The 21,470-nt window shown below is 69.5% G+C and carries 22 protein-coding genes; 15 read left to right on the forward strand and 7 right to left on the reverse strand.

Annotated elements, in window-relative coordinates; genetic code table 11:
* The first annotated feature begins 1 nt into the window (after position 1).
* Positions 2 to 757, forward strand: coding sequence for a thioesterase II family protein (locus tag DMC61_RS36555; protein WP_125695099.1), 756 nt, complete (start codon positions 2 to 4; stop codon positions 755 to 757).
* A 96-nt stretch (positions 758 to 853) separates the two neighbouring features.
* Positions 854 to 1,870 (forward strand): alpha/beta fold hydrolase, encoded by a 1,017-nt coding sequence (locus DMC61_RS36560; RefSeq protein ID WP_125695100.1) that lies wholly within the window; start codon positions 854 to 856, stop codon positions 1,868 to 1,870.
* On the opposite strand, the gene xylA is transcribed toward DMC61_RS36560, so the two are convergent.
* Positions 1,867 to 3,036 carry a xylose isomerase gene (xylA, locus tag DMC61_RS36565; protein ID WP_125695101.1) on the reverse strand — a complete coding sequence of 390 codons (1,170 nt, stop codon included), beginning with the start codon at positions 3,034 to 3,036 and terminating at the stop codon, positions 1,867 to 1,869. The two genes, DMC61_RS36560 and xylA, sit on opposite strands and share 4 nt — an antisense overlap.
* A gap of 93 nt (positions 3,037 to 3,129) precedes the next feature.
* Here xylA and DMC61_RS36570 point away from each other — a divergent pair, with 93 nt between their 5' ends.
* The gene (locus DMC61_RS36570; RefSeq protein ID WP_125695102.1) at positions 3,130 to 4,305 is read left to right on the forward strand and encodes an ROK family transcriptional regulator; all 1,176 of its coding nucleotides are present in this window, start codon (positions 3,130 to 3,132) and stop codon (positions 4,303 to 4,305) included.
* On the opposite strand, the gene DMC61_RS36575 is transcribed toward DMC61_RS36570, so the two are convergent.
* The 3 genes from DMC61_RS36575 to DMC61_RS36585 all read right to left on the reverse strand — a co-directional run bounded on the left by DMC61_RS36575 (position 4,262) and on the right by DMC61_RS36585 (position 6,053).
* On the reverse strand, positions 4,262 to 4,723 hold the full coding sequence (locus DMC61_RS36575) for a hypothetical protein (RefSeq protein ID WP_016334506.1): 462 nt from the start codon (positions 4,721 to 4,723) through the stop codon (positions 4,262 to 4,264). The genes DMC61_RS36570 and DMC61_RS36575 overlap by 44 nt on opposite strands.
* A gap of 103 nt (positions 4,724 to 4,826) precedes the next feature.
* Positions 4,827 to 5,231, reverse strand: coding sequence for a hypothetical protein (locus tag DMC61_RS36580; protein ID WP_125695103.1), 405 nt, complete (start codon positions 5,229 to 5,231; stop codon positions 4,827 to 4,829).
* Between the two features lie 339 nt (positions 5,232 to 5,570).
* Positions 5,571 to 6,053 (reverse strand): Lrp/AsnC family transcriptional regulator, encoded by a 483-nt coding sequence (locus DMC61_RS36585; protein ID WP_072027029.1) that lies wholly within the window; start codon positions 6,051 to 6,053, stop codon positions 5,571 to 5,573.
* A 135-nt stretch (positions 6,054 to 6,188) separates the two neighbouring features.
* Here DMC61_RS36585 and pdhA point away from each other — a divergent pair, with 135 nt between their 5' ends.
* From pdhA to DMC61_RS36615, 6 genes are all read left to right on the forward strand, one after another.
* The gene (gene pdhA, locus DMC61_RS36590; RefSeq protein WP_125695104.1) at positions 6,189 to 7,277 is read left to right on the forward strand and encodes a pyruvate dehydrogenase (acetyl-transferring) E1 component subunit alpha; all 1,089 of its coding nucleotides are present in this window, start codon (positions 6,189 to 6,191) and stop codon (positions 7,275 to 7,277) included.
* On the forward strand, positions 7,277 to 8,275 hold the full coding sequence (locus DMC61_RS36595; protein ID WP_125695105.1) for an alpha-ketoacid dehydrogenase subunit beta: 999 nt from the start codon (positions 7,277 to 7,279) through the stop codon (positions 8,273 to 8,275). The genes pdhA and DMC61_RS36595 overlap by 1 nt, the downstream gene beginning before the upstream one ends.
* Positions 8,268 to 9,461, forward strand: coding sequence for a dihydrolipoamide acetyltransferase family protein (locus DMC61_RS36600; RefSeq protein WP_125695106.1), 1,194 nt, complete (start codon positions 8,268 to 8,270; stop codon positions 9,459 to 9,461). The genes DMC61_RS36595 and DMC61_RS36600 overlap by 8 nt, the downstream gene beginning before the upstream one ends.
* A gap of 81 nt (positions 9,462 to 9,542) precedes the next feature.
* A complete protein-coding gene (locus DMC61_RS36605) occupies positions 9,543 to 10,931 on the forward strand; it encodes an MFS transporter (RefSeq protein WP_125695107.1) in 1,389 nt (462 codons plus the stop codon).
* The gene (locus DMC61_RS36610) at positions 10,852 to 11,115 is read left to right on the forward strand and encodes a VOC family protein (protein ID WP_233595069.1); all 264 of its coding nucleotides are present in this window, start codon (positions 10,852 to 10,854) and stop codon (positions 11,113 to 11,115) included. Before DMC61_RS36605 ends, DMC61_RS36610 begins: the two co-directional genes overlap by 80 nt.
* A gap of 78 nt (positions 11,116 to 11,193) precedes the next feature.
* Positions 11,194 to 11,967, forward strand: a complete 774-nt coding sequence (locus DMC61_RS36615; RefSeq protein ID WP_016334513.1) for a PE-PPE domain-containing protein — start codon at positions 11,194 to 11,196, stop codon at positions 11,965 to 11,967.
* A gap of 112 nt (positions 11,968 to 12,079) precedes the next feature.
* Here the strand turns inward: DMC61_RS36615 and fusA are convergent, their stop codons facing one another.
* Positions 12,080 to 14,119: an elongation factor G gene (gene fusA, locus DMC61_RS36620; protein ID WP_125695109.1), complete on the reverse strand. Its 2,040-nt coding sequence runs from the start codon at positions 14,117 to 14,119 to the stop codon at positions 12,080 to 12,082.
* A gap of 382 nt (positions 14,120 to 14,501) precedes the next feature.
* Between fusA and DMC61_RS36625 the strand changes: the two genes are divergently transcribed.
* The 3 genes from DMC61_RS36625 (at position 14,502) to DMC61_RS36635 (ending at position 17,728) form a co-directional block, all read left to right on the forward strand.
* Entirely contained in the window at positions 14,502 to 15,521 is a 1,020-nt protein-coding gene (locus DMC61_RS36625) for a sigma-70 family RNA polymerase sigma factor (RefSeq protein ID WP_125695110.1), read from the forward strand.
* 75 nt (positions 15,522 to 15,596) lie between these two features.
* The gene (locus DMC61_RS36630) at positions 15,597 to 16,982 is read left to right on the forward strand and encodes an MFS transporter (RefSeq protein WP_125695111.1); all 1,386 of its coding nucleotides are present in this window, start codon (positions 15,597 to 15,599) and stop codon (positions 16,980 to 16,982) included.
* Positions 16,979 to 17,728, forward strand: a complete 750-nt coding sequence (locus tag DMC61_RS36635; RefSeq protein WP_125695112.1) for an isocitrate lyase/phosphoenolpyruvate mutase family protein — start codon at positions 16,979 to 16,981, stop codon at positions 17,726 to 17,728. The genes DMC61_RS36630 and DMC61_RS36635 overlap by 4 nt, the downstream gene beginning before the upstream one ends.
* Before the next feature lie 57 nt (positions 17,729 to 17,785).
* Here DMC61_RS36635 and DMC61_RS36640 read toward each other — a convergent pair whose 3' ends face one another.
* A complete protein-coding gene (locus tag DMC61_RS36640; RefSeq protein ID WP_125695113.1) occupies positions 17,786 to 18,922 on the reverse strand; it encodes a serine hydrolase in 1,137 nt (378 codons plus the stop codon).
* Between the two features lie 211 nt (positions 18,923 to 19,133).
* On the opposite strand from DMC61_RS36640, the gene DMC61_RS36645 reads away from it, so the two are divergent.
* Positions 19,134 to 19,628: a hypothetical protein gene (locus tag DMC61_RS36645; RefSeq protein ID WP_125695114.1), complete on the forward strand. Its 495-nt coding sequence runs from the start codon at positions 19,134 to 19,136 to the stop codon at positions 19,626 to 19,628.
* Here the strand turns inward: DMC61_RS36645 and DMC61_RS36650 are convergent.
* Positions 19,625 to 19,975, reverse strand: coding sequence for a hypothetical protein (locus tag DMC61_RS36650; protein ID WP_233595070.1), 351 nt, complete (start codon positions 19,973 to 19,975; stop codon positions 19,625 to 19,627). The two genes, DMC61_RS36645 and DMC61_RS36650, sit on opposite strands and share 4 nt — an antisense overlap.
* Before the next feature lie 70 nt (positions 19,976 to 20,045).
* Here DMC61_RS36650 and DMC61_RS36655 point away from each other — a divergent pair, with 70 nt between their 5' ends.
* Both DMC61_RS36655 and DMC61_RS36660 read left to right on the forward strand, forming a co-directional pair.
* The gene (locus tag DMC61_RS36655; protein WP_125695116.1) at positions 20,046 to 20,441 is read left to right on the forward strand and encodes a GntR family transcriptional regulator; all 396 of its coding nucleotides are present in this window, start codon (positions 20,046 to 20,048) and stop codon (positions 20,439 to 20,441) included.
* Positions 20,438 to 21,454, forward strand: a complete 1,017-nt coding sequence (locus DMC61_RS36660) for a DUF1648 domain-containing protein (protein ID WP_125695117.1) — start codon at positions 20,438 to 20,440, stop codon at positions 21,452 to 21,454. The genes DMC61_RS36655 and DMC61_RS36660 overlap by 4 nt, the downstream gene beginning before the upstream one ends.
* Positions 21,455 to 21,470 lie beyond the last annotated feature (16 nt).

Here is a 21,470-nt window from a genome sequence, read left to right on the forward strand (position 1 = left end):
CATGACGGCCGCACTCGTTTCACTGTCCACATCAGACAGTCGTGGCCGCGGCTACCTGCTGTTTCCGCCCGCCGGCGGCACGCTCCAGGCATTCGAGCCACTCGCCGGCGTGGTGGACGCGGACGTTCGAGGCATCGAATACGCCGGGCACGGCGGAAGGCTCGCGGAGCCACCGGCTTCCACTGTCGAAGAACTCGCCGCGCAGTCGGCGGCCACGGTGCCGACGGCATGGTTCTCCCGTTCCGTGACGATCGCCTTCGGCATGGGCGCCTTCGTCGCGCTGGAAACGACTCAACGGCTGGGTGTGTCGCCTCACGCTCTGATCGTCGTGGACGCGTGCGCGCCGCAACGGCGTTCACCGGACAAGAACGCCAAAGCGGGCGCCTCGGCGATGGGGCGGGTGTTCGGCCGTACCGGGCTCACCCCTGTGGCGGGCTACCGCGACTCGCCCGAAAGCTGGGAGTACGCCCTGGACCTGCTGCTCGGCGATCTGCAGCTCCTGAACGCGTACCACGGGCCTGCGCGGACCCAGCTCTCGTGCCCGATCGCGGCGATCCGCGGCGCCGACGACCCCGCGTCCGCTTCGGGCGACGACGCCACGGGAGGCTGGCGGGTGTGGACGTCCGGCCCGTTCGTGGGCCGCGTCGTCCCCGGCGGCTACCTGGGCGTTCTCGAATCCGGCCGGGAGGCCGAGTTCTGGGCGCGGATCCACCGGTTGGAAGCCGCCTTCGTGGCCGCCGAGCCTGAAGTGGCCTAAGGCGACTTACACCGGTGACGTCGTCCGACGGTCGCCGCGTCCGGAGCCGCCCGCCTAATTTCGTCCCGTACCAGGCGTTTCGCGGGAGGAATCAGGATGCTCAGCAGGAGAAGGTTCGCGCAGGCCGTCGTCGCCGCGACCGCGGGTGCCACCGTCGTGGGCTGCTCGGCCCCACCCGCGGCGGCCCCGGCGGCGGCGCCCGCCACGACCGGCGGGCACACCTCGTTCGGCCCGCTCAAGCAGATCGACGCCGGGGAACTGAGCATCGGTTATGCCGAAGCCGGCCCCGCCGACGGACCGGTGGTGGTCCTCCTGCACGGCTGGCCCTACGACATCCACAGCTACGTCGACGTCACCCCGCGCCTGGTCGCGGCCGGCTACCGGGTGATCGTGCCGTTCCTGCGCGGCTACGGACCGACGCGGTTCCTGTCGAAGGACACGTTCCGCAACGGCCAGCAGTCCGCGATCGCCGCCGACATCGTCGCACTGCTGGACGCACTCAAGATCGAGAAGGCCGTCTTCGGCGGCTTCGACTGGGGTGCCCGCACCGCCGTGATCATCGCCGCGCTATGGCCGGAGCGGTGCAAGGCGCTCGTGTCGGTGAGCGGCTACCTGGTGACCAACCGGGAGACGAACAAGCAGCCGCTCTCCCCGACCGCAGAGCTCGGCTGGTGGTACCAGTACTACTTCGCCACCGAGCGCGGCATCCTCGGCTACACGAAGAACCGGCACGACTTCAACAAGCTGATCTGGAAGATCGCGTCGCCGAAGTGGACCTTCGACGACGCGACCTACGACCGTTCGGCGGCCTGCTTCGACAACCCGGACCACGTGGCCATCGTGATCCACAACTACCGGTGGCGGCTGAGCCTCGCCGAGGGCGACCCGAAACTCGACGCGCTCGAACAGAAGCTGGCGCAGGGACCGGCGGTTTCGGTGCCCACCATCACGATCGGCAGCGACTTCGACGGCCCGAACACCGACGGCAAGGCGTACCGGTCGAAGTTCTCCGGCAAGTACGAGCACCGCGTCCTCGACGGGATCGGCCACAACGTGCCGCAGGAGGCGCCGGAGGCGTTCGCCAAGGCCGTCATCGACGTCGACCGGTTCTAGCGGGCTCCGGTGAGGTGTTCGAGGGCCAGCTGGGACAGACGGATGAAGCCGTAACCGCGTTCCGCCGCCGTGTCCGGGTCGAAGTCCTCGAACGCCGACCGGTCCGCCAGCAGATCCGCCGCCGTCTCGCCCTCGTTCAGGGTCGGCGTCGCGAGCTCGGGGACGAGGGCGGCGTCCAGCGCGGCCCGCACCTCGGGATCGGCCCGGAACGCGCGGGAACGCTCGGCGAACAGCAGATAGCCGGCCATGTTCGCCTCGGCGCTGGCCCACACACCGTCCATGTTCTCCGTGCGCAGCGGTTTGTAGTCGAAGTGGCGCGGCCCGTCGTAACCGCCGTGCTCCAGCAGGTCGACCAGGAAGAACGACGACAGCACGTCGCCGTGACCGAACACGAGGTCCTGGTCGAACCGGGGGCCGCGCTGGCCGTTGAGGTCGATGTGGAACAGCTTGCCCTGCCACAGGGCCTGCCCGATGCCGTGGACGATGTTGAGCCCGGCCATCTGCTCGTGCCCGACCTCGGGGTTCACGCCGACGATCTCGTGGTTGTCGAGCGTGGAGATGAAGGCGAGCGCGTGGCCGATGGTCGGCAGCAGGATGTCGCCGCGAGGTTCGTTCGGCTTCGGTTCGAGCGCGAGCCGGAGGCCGTAGCCCTGGTCGAGGACGTACTGGGCGAGGAAGTCGATGCCCTCGCGGTAGCGGTCCATCGCCGCGCGGACGTCCTTCGCGGCGTCCGTCTCGCTGCCTTCGCGGCCGCCCCAGAGCACGAACGTCGACGCGCCGAGCTCGGCGGCGAGGTCGAGGTTCCGCAGCACCTTCCGCAGCGCGTAGCGGCGGACGTCGCGGTCGTTGCTGGTCAGCCCGCCGTCCTTGAAAACGGGGTGGCTGAACAGGTTCGTGGTCACCATCGGGACCACGAGACCGGTCTCGGCGAGCGCGCCCTGGAAGCGCTTCAGCTGCCGCGCGCGGTCCGCGTCCGCCGAACCGAACGGAACGAGGTCGTCGTCGTGGAAGGTGATCCCCCAGGCGCCGAGGTCCGAGAGGCGGTGCACGGCCTCGACCGGGTCGAGCGGAGGGCGGCTCGCCGGGCCGAACATGTCGTTCGCCTGCCAGCCCACGGTCCACAGCCCGAAGCTGAACTTGTCCTCACGCGTCGGTGCCTGAGCCATCTCGCCTCCTATTAGTTTGATGCCTGAACTTATCGACGCCCGGCCCGGCGGGTCAAGGCTTTCGTTCAGGCATCGAACGAATACAATCGCGCGATGATCGGCACGCGCCCGGCGGGACAGCACACCGTGCGGCAGCACAACGCCGCGCTCGTCCTCGGGGCGATCGCGGACGGTCCCGGCACGTCGCGGGCGGGCCTCGCGGCCGCCACCGGCCTGACGAAGGCGACCGTGTCGAGCGTGGTCGACCGGTTGATCGCGGCGGATCTCGTGGCCGAAGGCGAACCGGAACAACGCGTCGGCCCCGGACGGCGCGGCACCGTCGTGTCGCTCTCCCCCACCGGCCCGCACGGACTCGGCATCGAGATCGGCGTCGACTACCTGGCGTCCTGTCTCGTCGATCTGACCGGCGCCGTCCGGGCGCAGGAGGTGCGATACGCGGACAATCGCACCCCACGGGTTTTCCAGCGCGTGTCGGCGTTTCTGCGCAAAGCCCGGAAGCAGGCGGACGCGCTGGGCGTCCCGGTCGGCGGCGTCGGTATCGCGGTGCCGGGCCTGGTCGAATCCGGCCTCGTGCGGCTCGCCCCCAACCTGGGCTGGCGCGACGTCGACCTCGCGGACCGGCTCGGCGGGACGTTCACCGTCGCCAACGAAGCGAACTTCGCGGCACTCGCCGAACTCTGGCACGGCACGGCGTTGCCGGATTTCGTCCACGTGTCGGGCGAGATCGGGATCGGTGCGGGAATCGTGCTGGACCGGGCCCTCTTCGAAGGCGTCCGAGGCGCGGGCGGCGAGATCGGCCACCTGCCGGTGGCACCCGACGGGCCGCCGTGCTCCTGCGGCGCGAACGGCTGCCTGGAACGCATGGCGGGCCAGGAGGAGATCCGGCGGCTCGCGGAGGCGGACACCGTGGACGAGCTGGTTTCCGCACTGGAGTCCGGCGACGACGGCGCGCTTTCCGCGGTGACCACCGCCGCGGGACACCTCGGCGTCGGACTGTCCACTGTGGTCAATCTGATGGACGTCCCGGCGGTGGTGCTAGGCGGAACCTACGCGCGGCTGGAGCCGTGGCTGCGTGAGCCACTCCTCGCCGAACTGGAGCGGCGAGTGCCCAGCACGGCGTGGTCGCCGGTGCGCGTCGTCCAGTCGGCGCTCGGCACGGGAGCCGCCGTCCGCGGCGCCGCGGGCTCGGTGATCCGCGGCATCCTCGCCGATCCCGAGCACCATCTCACGACTCACTCGCCATCCGATCAGGACGCTCGGGATCGGTGACCCCGGGCAACGAGGCCTCGATGGACAGCGCACGCTCCTCGATGTCCGCGCGCTGAACGCGCCGGGCGTAGGCGATGAGTTCGTCGCGGTCCGCGTGCGGGAGCCAGCCCTGTTCGCAGCCGGTCTCCAGCCGCACGAGGTAGCGCACCAGTTCCGCCGACTCGGCGCCGAACTCCCGCATGCGGCGCGTCAGCAGTTCCGCCGCGGCGAGGTAGCCGTTGTTCCAAGCGTGGACCGCCAGCAGTTGCGCGGTCGCGGCGAGGATGTCGCCGAGGTGGAACCCGCCCTCCGCGGCGAGATGCCCGGCGATCCGGAAACTGCGTCTGCCCTCGCCGACCGGCCCCTCCTCGCGAATCGCTTCGAGCAGCGCCCCGATCTGCCGCGTCAGGTAGTCCTGACCCGCGTCCTCCACCGTCACCGCAATCCTCCACCCAGTCGCCGCGATCGCAGGAAGGTGTCAATGGGGTGGACGTCAGATACATCGAATGCCGAACCGTTATCACCCGAATGGCGTGTGCCGGTCAACAGGGTGCCACCGCTCCGGTCTCGCCCGCGGGGCACCAACCCGGATGCTCGCGAAGCCACTTGTCGCGCTGTCTGTCGACGTCGCGCTGCGTCATCCCGCGTCCGGTGTTGACGCAGCCACCGGTCCGGCATTTGGTGTTCGTCCCTGGCTCGTAGCAGTGATTCTCGTTCTTGCGGCAGGCCGCTCTCCGCTGGTCCGTCTTCGTTTTGACGAGCACCTTGCTCGTGGTCGGTGCGGCGGTGACCGAAGTGGTCATCTCAGTGCTCGGCGGATCGGTCGCGGTCGGCTCGACGCTCGTCGTGACCGTGGTTGCGGGACGCGATGCCGGCTCCGACCGCGCGCACGCAGGCGTCGCGAAGACGACCGCCGCGACCGCCATCAGGACCAGGACACGCGCCACGATTCCTCCGCCTCCGCCATCGAACCCGCCTGTATTCGGCGGAAGCGCGGAGAGCGTTACAGCGTCAGCGGCTGCCGGGCGCGACGATGGAGGATTTGGGACGTTGAACGTCCCAAATCCTCCATCGTCGCCAGGGACGCCCGGTCTTGGACCTTGATCAACGGAAGGTTCGGGACACTCAACGTCCCCGATCCTCCGTTGATCAAGGTCGCGCGAGGCGCGACCGGTGGCAGACGAGGTGACCGGGGAAGATTCCGGACGTTCAGCGGCCGGAATCTTCCCCCGTCGACCGCCAAACACATCAGTGGGTAGGTAAATCCGAGTCCGTTAGAACCGTCCTCACCACTCACGAGGGGCGACGCCCGGCTGCTCCTCGAAGATCAGCCAGGTCCGCGTCGAGCGCACGCCGTCCAGCGCCTGCAACCGTTCCAGGACGACGTCCCGCAGCGAAGCGTTGTCCGGCGTCCGCACCAGCAGCAGGATGTCGAAATCGCCACCGACGAGCGAGACGTGCTCGACGAACGGGATTTCACGCAGTTCGGCGGACATCGTGCGCCACGACGTCTGCTCGACGGTGATCAGGATGTACGCGCTCGTTCCGAGCCCTGCCCGCCGCGGATCGATACGGGCGCCGAAGCCGGTGATGACGCCTTCGGACATCAGCCTGTCCAGCCTCGCGTAGGCGTTGGTGCGCGAGATGTGCAGCCGTTCCGCCAGCGCCCGGACGGCGAGCCTGCCGTCCGCGGTCAGCTCGGCGAGGATGGCCCGATCGATGTCGTCGAGGGCAAGGACCGTTCGTCCCGGATCCGGCCCGTGAGCCACGCCACTACTGGACGGTCGGCCTGGCTGAACCGATTCTGCGGGCAGTTTGTCGCTCATTTCGTACGCCTCTTGAACACTGGGACTCCGGAAACCACCATCTCAGCATCATATGTCTGTGAAAGGTGGTGCTGCGCCATGTCGCGGGAGACCCCTGCCGCCGCGTTGCTGCCGTCCGGAACCCCGGTGCGGTTCCTCGCCGAGGACGGCACACGCGTCGACGAGCACGGTGACTACACCGTGCCGCCGTCCGAACGGCTCGTCGAGGCCTACCGGCTGATGGTGCTCGGCCGCCGGTTCGACGCGCAGGCGACCGCGCTGACCAGGCAGGGCCGCCTCGCCGTGTACCCGTCCAGTGCAGGCCAGGAGGCCTGCCAGGTCGCGAGCGCGCTCGCCCTCACCGACGCCGACTGGCTCTTCCCCACCTACCGCGATTCGGTCGCGCTGGTCGCTCGCGGCCTCGAACCGGGCGAGATCCTGACACTGCTCCGCGGCGACGCGCACTGCGGCTACGACCCCGCCAAGACGCGGGTCGCTCCCCAGTGCACCCCGCTGGCGACGCAGACCCTCCACGCCGCCGGGCTCGCCCACGCGATGCAACGCCGGGGCGAGGACGCCGTCGCGTTCGCGCTCATCGGCGACGGCGCCACCAGTGAGGGCGACTTCCACGAGGCGCTCAACTTCGCCGCCGTGTTCAAGGCGCCGGCGGTGTTCTTCGTGCAGAACAACGGGTTCGCGATCTCGGTGCCGTTCGAGAAGCAGAGCGCCGCGCCCGCGCTGGCGTACAAGGGCGTCGGTTACGGCGTCCGCTCCGAACAGGTCGACGGCAACGACGCCCTCGCCGTCCTCTCCGTGCTGGACGACGCCGTCGCGCACGCGCGTTCCAGTCGGGGGCCGGTCCTGGTGGAGGCGCACACCTACCGGATCGACGCGCACACCAACGCCGACGACGCCACCCGTTACCGCGACGAGGCCGAGGTCGAGAAATGGCGCGCGGCCGACCCGGTTCGCCGCCTCCAGACCTATCTGACCAACGAGAAGTTGTTGTCCGACAACGACATCGAGCGATTCCGGGCCGAGGCCGAGACGTTCGCCGCCGGAGTGCGCGACACCCTCAACGCCGACGTGGAGCCTGATCCGTTGTCGCTGTTCGAGCACGTGTACGCCGTCCCGACCCGTCAGCTGGCCGCCCAGCGGGCGCTGGTCGCGGCCGAACTGGAGGCCTGATGACCGAGATCTCGATGGCACAAGCGCTCAACGCCGCCCTGCGTGACGCGGTCAAGGACGACGACCGCGTGCTGATCTTCGGTGAGGACGTCGGCCCGCTCGGCGGCGTGTTCCGGGTGACCGACGGCATCACCGCCGACTTCGGCGAGGAACGCTGTTTCGACACGCCCTTGGCCGAGTCCGGCATCGTCGGGTTCGCGGTCGGGATGGCGATGGGCGGGTTCCGCCCGGTGGTCGAAATGCAGTTCGACGCCTTCGCCTACCCCGCCTTCGAACAGATCACCTCGCACGTCGCGAAGCTGCGGAACCGCACCCGCGGTGCCTTGTCACTGCCGATGGTCATCCGGATCCCCTACGCGGGCGGGATCGGCGGCGTGGAACACCACTGCGATTCGAGCGAGGCCTACTACACCCACACGCCCGGCCTGCGCGTCGTCACGCCCGGCACTCCGCAGGACGCCTACGACCTCCTGCGCGACGCGATCGACTCGCCGGATCCGGTGATCTTCCTCGAACCCAAATGCCGCTACTGGTCGAAGGAACCCGTTTCCTTCACCCGGGAGGGTGCGGCCATGGACCGCGCGGTCGTGCGTCGCGAGGGCAAGGACGTCACGCTCATCGCGTACGGCCCGATGGTCGCCACCGCGCTGGAGACCGCGGAGGCCGCGACCGCCGAGGGCTGGGACGTCGAGGTGGTCGATCTCCGGTCGCTGAGCCCGTTCGACGACGAGACCGTCGCCGCCTCGGTCCGCCGCACGGGACGCGCGGTCGTCGTCCACGAGGCGGCCGGGTTCGGCGGCTACGGCGCCGAGGTGGTCGCCCGGATCACCGAGCAATGCTTCCACCAGCTGCACGCGCCCGTCCTGCGCGTGACCGGGCTCGACGTCCCTTACCCGCCGCCGAAGCTGGAGCGTCATCAGCTTCCGGACGTCGACCGGATCCTGGACACCGTCGCCCGGCTGCAGTGGAACGACGAACCGGTGGTGGCCGGTGCCTGACTTCCTGCTCCCCGACCTCGGTGAAGGCCTGACCGAGGGCACCATCGTCACCTGGCTCGTCGCGGAGGGCGACACCGTCGGCGTCGACCAGCCCGTTGTCGAAGTCGAGACCGCGAAGGCGGCCGTCGAAGTGCCGGTGCCGTTCGCCGGCGTCGTCACCCGCCTCCACGGCGAACCCGGCCAGTCGCTGCCCGTCGGCGCTCCCCTGCTCACCATCGGCCCCGGGTTCACCGAACCCGGCGTGACGACCGCGAGCGAGGGCAGCGGCAACGTCCTCATCGGCTACGGCACGACCACCACGACCAGGCGCCGCCGGACACGCACCGTCGTCGCCACCCCGGAGAAGCCGTCGAAAGCGCCGGGCGTGATCTCGCCGTTCGTCCGCAAAATGGCCGCGGACAACAAGATCGACCTGACGAAGCTGACCGGCAGCGGTCCGGGCGGCATCATCCGGCGCGCCGACGTCGAAGCGGCCCTCGCCGTCCCGCAGCAGCGAGACGGCGAGACACGGATCCCGCTGACCGGGGTCCGCAAGGCGGTCGCGGACAAGCTGACGACCTCGCGGCGGCAGATCCCGGAGGCGACGGTCTGGGTCGACGTCGACGCGACCGGACTCGTCGCCGCACGGAAGTCGCTCAACGCCTCGGCGCCGGATCGCCCGGTCAGTCTGCTCGGCCTCGTCGCCCGGTTCGCCGTCGCGGGCCTGCGGAAGTTCCCCGAGCTGAACTCCCGTGTCGAAGGCGACGAGATTGTCCAGCTCCGGGACATCAACCTCGGTTTCGCCGCGCAGACCGACCGCGGGCTCGTCGTGCCGGTGGTCCGCGACGCGGGCTCACTGTCCACAAGGGAGCTTTCGGCGGCGATCGGTGACCGGACCACACAGGCCAGGGAAGGAAAGCTCGGCCCGGCGGGCCTCACCGGCGGGACCTTCACGGTCAACAACTACGGGGTGTTCGGGGTGGACGGCTCGGCCGCGATCATCAATCACCCGGAGGCGGCGATCCTCGGCATCGGCCGGATCATCGACCGCGCCTGGGTGGTCGACGGCGAGCTGGTGGCGAGGAAGATCTGCGAGCTGACGCTGGCGTTCGACCACCGGGTGTGCGACGGCGGGACCGCCGGCGGGTTCCTGCGGTTCGTCGCCGACTGCGTCGAATCGCCGGTCGCCGCGCTCGGGGAACTCTGAGCGGGTCGCACAACCCGCGGTTGTGACCTGCCAACGACCCGTTGTTCGACTTCGGGGCCACGGCTTGCTTTGATCTCGCGCGTGGGTGGGAGATCGCTGGGGCGACGGTTCGGCTGGCTGTGGGCGGCATATGCGGCGAGCGCGTTCGGGACCAGGTTCGCGTTCGACGCGTTCAGCCTGATCGCGATCGTGGTGCTCGGCGCGGGCACCGCCGAGGTCTCGCTCCTGGCGGCCGCCGGCCTCGTCGTCGGCGCCGTGGTCGCGCTGCCGCTCGGCCCGTGGGTCGAGTTCCGGCGCAAACGGCCGGTGATGATCGCGATGGACCTCGTCCGGTGCGGGGCGCTGCTGACCGTGCCGGTGGCGTACGCGTTCGGGCTGCTCGGTTTCGGCCAGCTTCTCGCGGTGTCGGTCGTCGTCGCGGCGGCCGACATCACGTTCCTGGCCGCCAGCGGGGCTTTCCTCAAAACCCTGCTGCCCCGCGAGGACTTGCTGATCGCGAACGCCAGGTTCGAATCGACGACCTGGACGGCGACCGTGCTCGGGCCGCCGCTCGGTGGTTTCGCGGTCGGCCTGTTCGGGCCGGTGATCACGATCGCCGCCGACGCGGTCAGCTATCTGCTTTCGGCGCTCGGGATCCGTGCCGTGGGCGGTTCGGAACCGCCGCCCGCGAAGCCGGAAGGTCCCCGGCTGACCGGCCGCGACCTGCGGGAGGGCTGGCGGTTCATCCTCGCCCATCCGTTGCTGCGTCCCCTGTTCGTCAACACGATCGTGGTCAACGGCCTGATCATGGCGACCGCACCGCTGTTCGCCGTGCTGATGCTCGGGCAGCTCGGCTTCGCGCCCTGGGAGTACGCGGTCGCCTTCGCCGTGCCCTGCCTCGGTGGGTTGATCGGGGCGCGGCTCTCGCGGCCCTTGGTCGCGCGGTACGGCCGGGACAAGGTCCTGTTCGTCTTCGGCTGGCTGCGGGTCTGCTGGCCTGTTTGGCTCGTCTTCATCCAGCCCGGTGTGCCCGGCCTGATCCTGGTCATCGTCGTCGAACTCTGCCTGATCACCTGTATCGGTGTGTTCAACCCGGTGCTCGCCACCAGCAGGCTCGAGCAGGTGCCCCTCGACCGCGCGGCCCGCACACTTTCGGCCTGGTCGATCGCCGGGAAGCTCACCACCGCCACCCTGACCGCGCTGTGGGGTCTGCTCGCCATGTTGACCGGCCCGCGCGCCGCGGTCGGCATCGCCGGGGCGCTCATGCTGGCGACGCCGCTCCTGCTCCCCCGAAACCGTCGGACCCCTGTGCCAGTATCCGGGCATGTCGATCAAGAGAGTGGTCACCAACCTCGAGACACGGACGCTGGAGGAGGCGAAGGCCTTCTACGTACAGGTTCTCGGCTTCGAGGTGGTGATGGATCACGGCTGGATCGTGACCCTGGCCGATCCGGAGCGGCCGGAAGTCCAGCTGAGCCTCATGACCCATGACGAAACGGCGCCCGTCGTGCCGATCGCTTCGATCGAGGTCGACGACGTCGACGCGCGCTACGCGGCGGCCAAGGCCGCCGGTGCCGAGATCGTGCACGAACTGACCGACGAGCCGTGGGGTGTCCGGCGGTTCTTCGTCCGGGATCCGAGCGGCCACGTCGTCAACGTCCTGTCCCACCGCTGAAGTCCGAAGGGGGTTTCATCGAAATTTCATGACTCGTCCCTAGCGTTCGACCACGCACCGTAGTCGAACGAAAGGACGATGAATGTGAAGAAACTCAGGGGGGTCCTGGCGGCGGCCGCACTGGCCACCGGCTTGATCAGCGTCATGGCGCCATCGGCCCAGGCCGACCAGGCGCGCTACTACATCCTCGTCGGCGGCACTTGCGACGGGGCCGCGACCGTGTACAACGACGCCTGGTTGCGGGGCGGGATCAAGAAGGTGGTCCACTACCCGGCAGGGGCCGCCGGAGCACCGAACTGCGACCAGACGCCCATGGACCAGAGCGTCGCTCGCGGGCACGAAGAGGCCCGCCGTGTCGTCCAGAGCTCGTTCGACGAGAACCCCGGGGCGGAGTTCACCGTCGTCGGCTACTCGCAGGGCGCCCTCGTCGCGAACCTGGTGCTGAACGACATCGCCGACGGGAAGCTGGCCGTGGACAAGTCACGGTTCCGGGCGAAGATCTTCGCCGATCCGATGCAGCCCGTCGGTCCGCCGGGACGCGGGATCAGCGCGGTGCTCCCGGCGGGAACCGGGGCGCCGTCGCCGTTCGGCGGCTACGTGTCGTTCGGGCCCGGGCGCACCGACTTCGGCGGTATCCCGTTCATCCGCTACTGCATCGAAACCGACGGTGTCTGCCACTTCGACACCATCGAGGCGCCCGGCGGCTATTTCGCCCAGCACCTCTGCTACCAGTGGGCCCGCCCCACCGATCACCGTTCGATCATGGAGGACACGATCGCGGACGGCGTGTACACCAACGGATCGCACGCGCTGCCGCGGCAGAACTGCCGTCCTCCGTGGCCTTCGGTGTGACCGGCTGAGACGGCTGTCGCCCGGCGCCCGATAGCCGGGTGACAGCGATCCGGGCGATGGCCCGCCCACAGTGTCGTGGGCGGGCCATCGTCGGACTTCGGACCGGCGCGAACTACCGGACCGGCAGGCCCTCCGGTGCCGGAGCGTGGCCGACCGGCCGGGCGGTGAACGTGCCCCGCCCCTGGGTCCGGCTGCGCAGCCGCGTCGCGTAGCCGAAAAGTTCGGCCAGCGGCACGGTCGCGGTCACCACGGTCGTTCCCGCGCGCACCACCGACCCCAGCACCCGGCCACGCCGGGCGGCGAGGTCGCCGAGCACCACGCCGACGGCGCTTTCGGGCACCGTCACGGTCACTTCGGTGATCGGCTCCAGCAGTGTCATCTCGCCGGCGGCCAACGCCGCCCGGAGCGCGAACCGCCCGGCCGCCCGGAACGCCAGTTCCGAAGAGTCCTTCGGGTGGGTCGCCCCGTCCGTCAGCGTGACCCGGACACCGGTCACCGGATGCCCGGCGAGCGGGCCTTCCGCCAGCGCGTCACGGCAACCCGCTTCGACGGCACGGACGTATTCCCGAGGCACCCGCCCACCGACCACAGTGGACTCGAACTCGAATTCCCCTTCCTCCAATGGTTCCGTATCGATGACGATGTGCGCGAACTGCCCGGCACCGCCATCCTGTTTGACATGCCGGTGCACGAATCCGGACACGCCGCGCGCGACCGTCTCGCGGTAGGCGACCCGGGGCCGTCCGACGCCGACGTCCAGCCCGTGGTCGCGCCGGATCTTCTCCACCGCCACCTCCAGATGTAGTTCGCCCATGCCCGACAACAGGGTCTGACCGGTCTCGCGATCGGTGCGAACGAGCAGCGACGGATCCTCCTCGACCAGCCGCGCCAGCGCCGACATCAAGCGTTCCGTGTCGGTACCCGTCCGCGGTTCGACGGCGACCGACACGACCGGATCGGCCGCGACGGGCGGCTCGAGCAGGAGCGGTTCCGACGGCGTGCACAGCGTCGCGCCGGGACGGACCGTCTTGAGCCCGACCACCGCGACGATGTCGCCCGCGACGGCGCTGTCCACCCTGGTATGCCGGTCTGCCTGGACGCGCAGGATGCGGCCGACCCGCTCGATACGACCACTGCCCACGTCCATCACCGCCTCCGAAGTCCGGATCGTGCCCGAATACACCCGCAGGAACGTCAGCCGCCCGGTGGCGGTCGAGGTCACCTTGAACGCCAGTGCCGCGAACGGCGCCGACGGATCGGCGGGACGTTCCTGGGTCGCGCCGTCGTACTCGCCCTGGACCGGCGGAACATCCGACGGTGCGGGCAGATACGCCACCACGGCTTCCAGCAACGGCTCCACCCCGCGGTTGCGGTAGGCCGAGCCGCACAGGACCACGACGCCGTCGCCGGTCCGGGTCAGCTCGCGCAGCGCCGAGACCAGCGTCTTCGTCGACACCGCCGACGACACGCAGAACTCCTCCAGCGCGCCCGGATGGGCTTCCGCCACGGCCTCGTCGAGCAGACGCCGTCGCCGGTTCGCTTCGTCCACAAGGGACTCCGGAATCGGCCCTTCCTCGGCGGTCTCGGCGCCATCGGCCCAGACGAGTGCCCGCATCCGCAGCAGGTCCACGACACCCACGAAGCCGTCTTCCGCCCCGATAGGCAGCTGGACCACCAGCGGGCGCGGATGCAGCCGCTCCCGGATGGACGCCACGGCGGCGTCCAGGTCGGCACCCGCACGGTCGAGTTTGTTGACGAACGCGATCCGCGGCACGCCGTGCCGATCGGCCTGACGCCACACCGATTCACTCTGCGGCTCGACACCGGCGACACCGTCGAACATGGCGATCGCGCCGTCGAGCACCCGCAGCGACCGTTCGACCTCGTCGGAGAAGTCGACGTGGCCGGGGGTGTCGATCAGGTTGACGCGATGGCCGTCCCACGTGCAGCTGACGGCGGCGGCGAAGATGGTGATGCCACGGTCTCGCTCCTGGGAATCGAAGTCGGTCACGGTCGTGCCGTCGTGGACCTCACCTCGTTTGTAGGTGGTGCCGGTGACGTACAGGATCCGTTCGGTGAGAGTGGTCTTGCCGGCGTCGACATGGGCGAGGATGCCCAGGTTGCGGACGGCGGACAGCGGGACGGTGCGCATGGCGCGGGCCTTTCGGGATGAACTGGCGAAACTCCGACGGCGCGATTTGGCGAACGCGGACAGGCGCCTCTCACCGTTGCGCGGCAACGGGAAGAGGTCAGGCGTTCGTGAGACGGGCCGGTGCTAGCCGCGCGGCCGGCACCGGGTGCGCGGAGACACCAGGATCACCTCGTAGCGAGCCGAGGGGACGACGACGGCGTGGTGATGACGCACGGTCCTGTCCTTCCTCGCCGGGGTGATTTCGTGGCGAGTGTAGCCACTCCGATGTGGACCGCGAACCGGTTTTCCGCGATTTCGGGGGAAACTGGTCGCCGACCGACCAGTTTCCGGCGACGGCGGTGTCCATCCCTTCGAGAGACACCACAAGAGGAGGGAACCCGGTATGCGGGTGGACGAGCTGCTGGCCCTGGCGAAGACCGGTGACGGCGAGGCGTTCCGTGACCTCGTCGCGCCGTACCGCCGTGAACTGCAGGTGCACTGCTACCGCATCCTGGGCTCGGTGCAGGACGCCGAGGATCTGCTGCAGGAGACGTTGCTGGCCGCGTGGCGCGGGATCGACGCGTACGAGGAACGCGCGTCCATCCGGACCTGGCTGTACCGGATCGCGACCAACCGCTGCCTCAACGCGCTGCGTGCGGGCGACCGCCGCCCGCACGACCACGCGGCCTACCGACCGGAGGTCCCCTTGCCCGAGCCGACGCGCCGTCGCCCGGAACCCAGCTGGCTGGAGCCGTACCCGGACCTGCTGCTCGCCGAAATCGCCGATCGGGTGCCCGGCCCGGAGGCCCGCTACGAGGCGAGGGAGTCGATCTCGCTCGCGTTCCTGGCGGCGCTCCAGAGGCTTCCTCCCCGGCAGCGGGCCGTGCTGGTCCTGCGCGATGTCCTCGGGTTCCGCGCCGCCGAGGTGGCGGGCATCCTCGACACCACCGAGAACGCCGTGACCAGCGCGCTGAACCGGGCCCGTTCGGCGCTGGCCAAGGAGATGCCGCCGGGTGAACGGGAGTCCGCTCCCCTGCCCGATTCCCCGCGCGAACGCCGGATCGTCGACGAGTTCACCCGTGCCTTCGAGAACGGCGACGTCGAGGCCATCGTGGCGCTTCTGACCGACGACGCCTGGCTGACCATGCCCCCGCTTCCTTTGGAGTACCAGGGCCCAGAGGCCGTCGGGCATTTCCTGGCGACCGTCGCGCTCCGCGATGGCCGCCGGTATTCGCTGATCCCGACGCGCGCCAACGGCCAGCCCGCCTTCGGCTGCTACCTCCGCGATCCGAGGACGCCCATCGGCCACGCGCACGGCGTACTTGTACTGGAACTCGCGGGCGACCGGGTCACCGCGGTGACCCGGTTCCTCGACAACTCACTGCTCGCGGCCTTCGGGCTGCCCCGCTCGCTGCGCGGCTGACGCCCGCATTCCCCTGGCCACGGCCGACCGGGCGTGTGTCTCGTGATGCCCGGAAGACCCTTCCAAGGAGAAATCTTGACCCCGAAACAGGCGTGGGTCCTGGCGCTCGCCTCATTGGCGTCGTTCATGATGGCGCTGGACAGCCAGGTCGTGACGACGGCGCTGGGCACGGTCCGCGAGGATCTGTCCGCGTCGATCGAGCAGCTCGAATGGATCGTCAACGCCTACAACCTCAGCTTCGCCGTCCTGCTGCTCACCGGGGCGGCACTCGGCGACCGGTTCGGCCGCCGCCGCATGTTCGTCACCGGGCTCACGGTGTTCACCCTCGCCTCGGTGGGCTGCGCGGTGTCCGGGGACATCGGCACGCTGATCGTCGCGCGGGCGGTGCAGGGCGCCGGTGCCGCGATGGTGCTGCCGCTTTCGCTCACCCTGATCAGCGCGATCTTCCCGCCCGAGCGGCGGGGCAAGGCGATGGGGCTGTATCTGGGGCTCACCGGACTGGCGACGTTCAGCGGCCCGTTCATCGGCGGGGTCATCGCCGAAGGGCTGGCGGGGCAGTGGATCTTCTGGCTCAACCTGCCGGTCGGCGTGGCCGCGGTCCTGCTGACGCTCCGGTGCGTCGACGAGAGCACCGGACCGGGCCACCGGCTCGATCACGGCGGCGTCGTCCTGGTGTCACTGGGATCGCTGGGCATCGTTTGGGGCCTGGTCCGGGGAAACCTCGCGGGCTGGGACAGTGCGGAGGTCCTGGGCTCGCTGGCCCTCGGCGTCGCACTGGTGATCGCCTTCGTGTGGTGGGAGCGCCGCAGCGAAGCGCCGATGCTGCCGATGCGGTTCTTCCGGCTGCGCGCCTTCTCGACGGCCAACGGGGCGAACTTCTGCGTCTTCGCCTCCCTGTACGGCACGTTGTTCTTCCTGCCCCAGTATTTCCAGACCGCGCAAGGTCTCGGACCGTTCGAGGCGGGACTGCGGATGATGCCGTGGACCGCGACCCTGATGATCTGCGCGCCGCTCGCCGGCAAGCTGGCGGACAAGTACAGCGCGCGGACGTTCGTCGCCGTCGGATTGCTCCTCCAGACGATCGGCATGGGCTGGATCGTGCTGGTCGCCGAACCCGGCGCGGGTTACGCCATCCTGCTGCCGGGGCTGATCGTCAGCGGCGCCGGGATCACGTCGGCCATGCCCGCCGCACAGCGCTCGGCCGTCGGAGTGGTCCGGCCCGCCGAGATCGGCCAAGCCTCCGGCGCGTTCATGACGCTGCGGATCTTCGGCGGGGTCTTCGGAGTGGCGGTGGCGGTCGCCGTCTTCGCCGGTGCCGGAAGCCATCTGTCGCCCGAGGAGTTCGGCAGCGGTTTCACGGCCGCGATGGCCTCTGTCGTGGCGTTCGCCTTCGTCGGCATGCTCGTCGCTCTGCGCATGCCGGCCGCCCTGTCCAGTACCGATCGAGGAGGAAACCGATGACCGATCCGAAGACGCGGGCCGAAACACTCCGAGGCCTGCACAGCGGGGGAATGCTCGTGCTGCCGAACGTCTGGGACGCGGCGAGCGCCGAAATCGTGGCGGAGGCGGGATTCCCCGCGATCGCCACGGCCAGTGCCGCCGTCTCGGCGATGCTCGGATACCCCGACGGCGAAGGCGCGCCGTGGCAGGAGATGTTCGCGGCGGCGGCCCGGATCGCCCGCGTGGCCCCGGTTCCGGTGACCGTGGACGCGGAAGCCGGTTACGGCCTGGCTCCGCGGGAATTCGTGGACCGGCTGCTGGAGACGGGAGCCGTCGGCTGCAACCTGGAGGACACCGATCACCGGTCGGGCGGACTGGCCGACGCCGACGCGCACGCCGGGCGGATCGCCGAGATCCGCTCGGCCGCGACCGTCGCCGGGGTCCCGATCGTCGTCAACGCCCGGGTCGACACGTTCCTGGGCGACCGCGGGATCCCCGAGCCCGATCGGCTCGCCGAGACCGTCCGGAGAGGCAGGCTCTACCGGGAGGCCGGTGCCGACTGTGTGTACCCGATCGGGGTCCGGCGCCGGGACGACCTCGCCACGCTGGTCACCGAACTCGGGTGCCCGGTGAACGGGAACGTCGGCGAGGAACTGGATCTGGCCGCGCTGCGCGAACTCGGTGTGGCACGGGTGTCTTACGGCCCGCGCTTCTATCGCGCGGCGCTGGAGGGATTCCGCACCGCCATCGGGAAGCTCGAAGGGTGACCAGTTGCGAAAGCCACTTTCGCAACCTTGAAGGTTGCGAAAGTGGCTTTCGCGTCGTCACTTGCAGAACGCGGTGTCCACAGTGGCCATGACGGCGTTGGAGCCCTTCTCCCCGTCGCCGAAGGTCCCCGGCATCGCGGTCACCGCGAGGCCGACGGTGCGGCCGTCGTCCGTGGCGCCGCCGCGGGTTTCGAACCCGTGGATGTCCCCGCCGTGGCCCCAGTACACACCGCCGCAGCTGAGCGGGTTGCTCATCAGGCCGAGGCCGTACTTCGTGCCGGGGAACATGGGCGCGTCGACCGTCTTCCGCATTTCGGCCAGTTGCGCGGCGGGCAGCAGCTTCCCTTCGAGCAGGACCCGGAAGAACTCGCCGAGGTCACTGGGCGTCGAGATCAGCTGACCGGCGGCACCGCCCCAGGACGGATCCATCTCGGTCGCGTCGACCACCTTGCCGGTGGCGGAGTTGCCGATGGCATAGCCCTGCGGGTGCCGTCCCTGGATGGTCTGGTCACCGACCTGCGGCCAGTAGGTGTTCTTCAAACCCGCCTTCTTGATCACGCGTTCGGTGATCTGCTCCTGGAGCGGGCGTCCGGTCACCTTCTCGATCACCATGCCCGCCAGCAGGTACCCGGTATTGCTGTACTCCCACTTGGTGCCGGGCGCGAACTTCGCCGGGTGGCTCAGGGCCGCGGCGAGCAGTTCGTGCGTGGGGAAATACCGGTGCTGGATCCGCTCGAAATCCTGGACTCCCAGGTACTCGGTGTAGTTCGGCAGCCCGCTGGTGTGCTGCAGGAGGTGCCGGATGGTGATCTTGGTGGCGTCGATGCCCTCTCCGCGCACGATGCCGGGCAGGTACTTCTCGATCGGCGCGTCCAGTTCGACCTTGCCCTCGGCCACCAGTTGCAGGACGGCGACCGCCGTGAACGTCTTGGTGTTGCTGCCCGCCCGCACCCGGCCGTCACGCGGGACCGGGACCTGGCGGTCGATCCGCGACGAGCCCGCGACCAGCGACGTCGTCCGCCTGCCGTCGCTCACGGCGACCAGCGCGGCGGGGAATTTCTCCTGACGCACCAACGAGTCGAGGCTCTTCCGCAGCTCCGCTCCCTTCGCCGGGGCCGCGTCCGCCGCCGTCGTCCACGCGGCGCCCATCAGCCCCGCCACGGTCAGGACCACCACACCCTTGCGTACCGTCATTCGCACTCCTTCTCCGACGAGATCGACAGTGACAACATTGGCCGAGGTGGGCGCGAAGATCAGCAGTGCAGGCTCCCGAATCCGGGGTGGTGCAGGCGCTACCCCACGAAATTTTTCGACCGGAATTCGTCCCACCATTGTCCGGGCGGGACGCGGCTGGCTAAGGTCAGTTCGGTAAGTGGACTAGACCACCCGAGGCCGGGAGGCGACGATGCCCCTCGACGAACAGCAGACCTGGGCACTGCTGCGAGAGCTGGACGAACCCGGCCACTGGGAGGTGCCGCACGACTTCGACGGACCGGCCGCACGCGCCCGATTCGAGCGGCTGGCCGAACGGCTCGAGCGACTGTTCGACTGTTCCTGCGAAGTCGACCGTCATGTCCAGGACGCCAGCCACCTCGGCCGGATCGTGATCCCGGCGGACGCGACCGCCGCACTGGACCAGGTGACCGTGACGGTCAGCAACTTCGGCGGCCTCGTCGCGGTGACCTTGGGAAATCCGGGCAGCTACGACGAAGACGAGGAACGCGAGTTCTTCCCGGCACCGGTGCGAAGACGGCTCGAAGACGAGCTGGAAGCGCTCGGCTACCTGCCCGTCTCCGAACACCCGCTGTGGACCAAGTACACCGGGATCAGCGGTTTCGACGCCCTGTATCCACCGGATCGGCCACCGTCGTGGTGGGACCGGTTCTTCGACTATCTCTAGACGAGCACGCCGACGAGATCCGCCGCGTTCGGCACGCTGACGAGCACCTCGTCGAACGGGAGCCCGGCGACCGCGCGATCGATCTCGATCCGCAGCCCCGGCACACCCCGGCGAGCCGACACCAGCTGGCGCGTCCCCGTGCCCAGCCCCCAGTAGCCCACCTTCAGCACTCCGCTGATCAGCGCCCCGGCCCGTCCCCCACGCGTCTGCCGCAGGGGCTCTTCGACGAGCTCGACGGCCTTGATCGCCGACGGCAGCACGACCACTTCGTCACGCCACACGGCCAGCCGCTCCCAGGACGAGAACCTCACCCGCATCCCGCCATCGGCGATGTCGATAGTCGCCATCATGACCACCTTCCACTCCAGCCAGCTGATGTATTTGTTATAGCAAGTGTATAGCAGATATCCTTGGCGGGTGTTGCTGACTCTCGACCTCGACAGCGAGGTTCCGATCTACCAGCAGATCCGCGACCGGATCGTCGAAGCCGTCGCCGACGGCACGCTCACCGAGGGCAGTGCCCTGCCCTCCACCCGGCAGCTCGGCGCCGACCTGGCGATCAACTTCCACACCGTCAACAAGGCCTACGACCTGCTGCGGAAGCAGGGGTTCATCCGCATCAACCGCAAGACCGGCGCGGTCGTCCGGCGGGACGCGAGTTCCGGTCCGGCCGACGACGGTTACGCGGACGAGTGGCAGGAGCGTCTGCGCACCCTGCTCGCCGAAGCCGTCGCTCTCGGCGTGGGCCCGCGCGAAGTGACGAGCCGATGCGAAGCGGTGTTGGACTCCTTCGCGGTGAGCGCGCGACGATGATCTGGCTGCACCTGGCCTTGATCGCGTTCATCGCGGCGGCCTTCGGCTCCGCGCCCACGCTCGCCCGGCCGACACTCCCGTTCGGTGTCCGGATTCCGGCCAAGCGGTCCGGAGAGGCCGTCATCCTTCTCACTCGCCGTCGCTACAACCGGGGTATCGGGCTGGGTGCGATCGTGGCCTGCGCCGTGGTGCTCTTCGGCTGGCTCGCGCCCGAGGTCGTCGTGCTCGCTCTCACCGCCGTCTACTCGCTGCTCGGTGGCCTGGCCCACCGCTCGATCGCCGCCGCGAAACGCGAGGAAGGCTGGTATTCCGGCACGCGGCAGGCAGTCAGCACCGACACCTCGCTGCGTTCGGATCCGGTCCGTCCACAGTGGATACTTTTGGCACCGTCGGTGGTGCTCGCGGTCGCCACGGCGGTCAGCGGATGGTTCACCGGTGCGGTGGACTTCTCGACGCTCTTCGCGCAGGTCGCGGTCATCGCGCTGACCTCGCTCATGGCCGTCGCGATCTCACGGGCCAGGCCGGAGATCGACTCCGCACAGCCTGCGGTTTCGGCCTCGCGATACCGGGAGTATCTGCACGGCGTGCTCGCCCTGCTGCTGATCTCGGCGGGCTGCGTCAACGCGACCCTGCTCGTCGTCTCGCTTCAGCGGTGGGAAGTCGTCGAGACGACGGTGCCGGTGACGATCGTGGCGTACCTCCCGCTCGCCGCCGCGTTCATCGCGTGGCTCGGTTTCACCGTCCGGACGGGCGACGCCGGGCATCGGTTGGCGCGCGCCGGCGACGAACCGGAGACCCGCTACGAACAGCGCGACGACGACCGCCACTGGTACGCGGCCGGGATGGTCTACCTGAACCGGAACGATCCGGCGCTGCTGGTGCACCGGCGGGTCGGGACCTACTGGACGCTCAACCTCGGGCATCCGATCGCCTGGGCCGTACTCGCCGCGGTCGCGGTGGCCGGGGTGCTCACCGGATTCGGTGTCGTGACACTCCCGGCGAAGGGCGGTTGACGGTACCCTGGCGGTG

It is taken from the genome of Amycolatopsis sp. WAC 04169 (genome assembly GCF_003947535.1).
In the GTDB taxonomy this organism is placed as follows: domain Bacteria; phylum Actinomycetota; class Actinomycetes; order Mycobacteriales; family Pseudonocardiaceae; genus Amycolatopsis; species Amycolatopsis keratiniphila.

Excerpts from the sequence above, each read along its gene's own strand:
- DMC61_RS36555 (WP_125695099.1), top strand. The coding sequence starts at position 2 with ATGACGGCCGCACTCGTTTCACTGTCCACATCAGACAGTCGTGGCCGC.
- DMC61_RS36560 (WP_125695100.1), top strand. The coding sequence starts at position 854 with ATGCTCAGCAGGAGAAGGTTCGCGCAGGCCGTCGTCGCCGCGACCGCG.
- xylA (WP_125695101.1), bottom strand. The coding sequence starts at position 3,036 with ATGGCTCAGGCACCGACGCGTGAGGACAAGTTCAGCTTCGGGCTGTGG.
- DMC61_RS36570 (WP_125695102.1), top strand. The coding sequence starts at position 3,130 with ATGATCGGCACGCGCCCGGCGGGACAGCACACCGTGCGGCAGCACAAC.
- pdhA (WP_125695104.1), top strand. The coding sequence starts at position 6,189 with ATGTCGCGGGAGACCCCTGCCGCCGCGTTGCTGCCGTCCGGAACCCCG.
- DMC61_RS36595 (WP_125695105.1), top strand. The coding sequence starts at position 7,277 with ATGACCGAGATCTCGATGGCACAAGCGCTCAACGCCGCCCTGCGTGAC.
- DMC61_RS36615 (WP_016334513.1), top strand. The coding sequence starts at position 11,194 with ATGAATGTGAAGAAACTCAGGGGGGTCCTGGCGGCGGCCGCACTGGCC.
- fusA (WP_125695109.1), bottom strand. The coding sequence starts at position 14,119 with ATGCGCACCGTCCCGCTGTCCGCCGTCCGCAACCTGGGCATCCTCGCC.
- DMC61_RS36625 (WP_125695110.1), top strand. The coding sequence starts at position 14,502 with ATGCGGGTGGACGAGCTGCTGGCCCTGGCGAAGACCGGTGACGGCGAG.
- DMC61_RS36635 (WP_125695112.1), top strand. The coding sequence starts at position 16,979 with ATGACCGATCCGAAGACGCGGGCCGAAACACTCCGAGGCCTGCACAGC.
- DMC61_RS36640 (WP_125695113.1), bottom strand. The coding sequence starts at position 18,922 with ATGACGGTACGCAAGGGTGTGGTGGTCCTGACCGTGGCGGGGCTGATG.
- DMC61_RS36645 (WP_125695114.1), top strand. The coding sequence starts at position 19,134 with ATGCCCCTCGACGAACAGCAGACCTGGGCACTGCTGCGAGAGCTGGAC.
- DMC61_RS36650 (WP_233595070.1), bottom strand. The coding sequence starts at position 19,975 with ATGGCGACTATCGACATCGCCGATGGCGGGATGCGGGTGAGGTTCTCG.
- DMC61_RS36660 (WP_125695117.1), top strand. The coding sequence starts at position 20,438 with ATGATCTGGCTGCACCTGGCCTTGATCGCGTTCATCGCGGCGGCCTTC.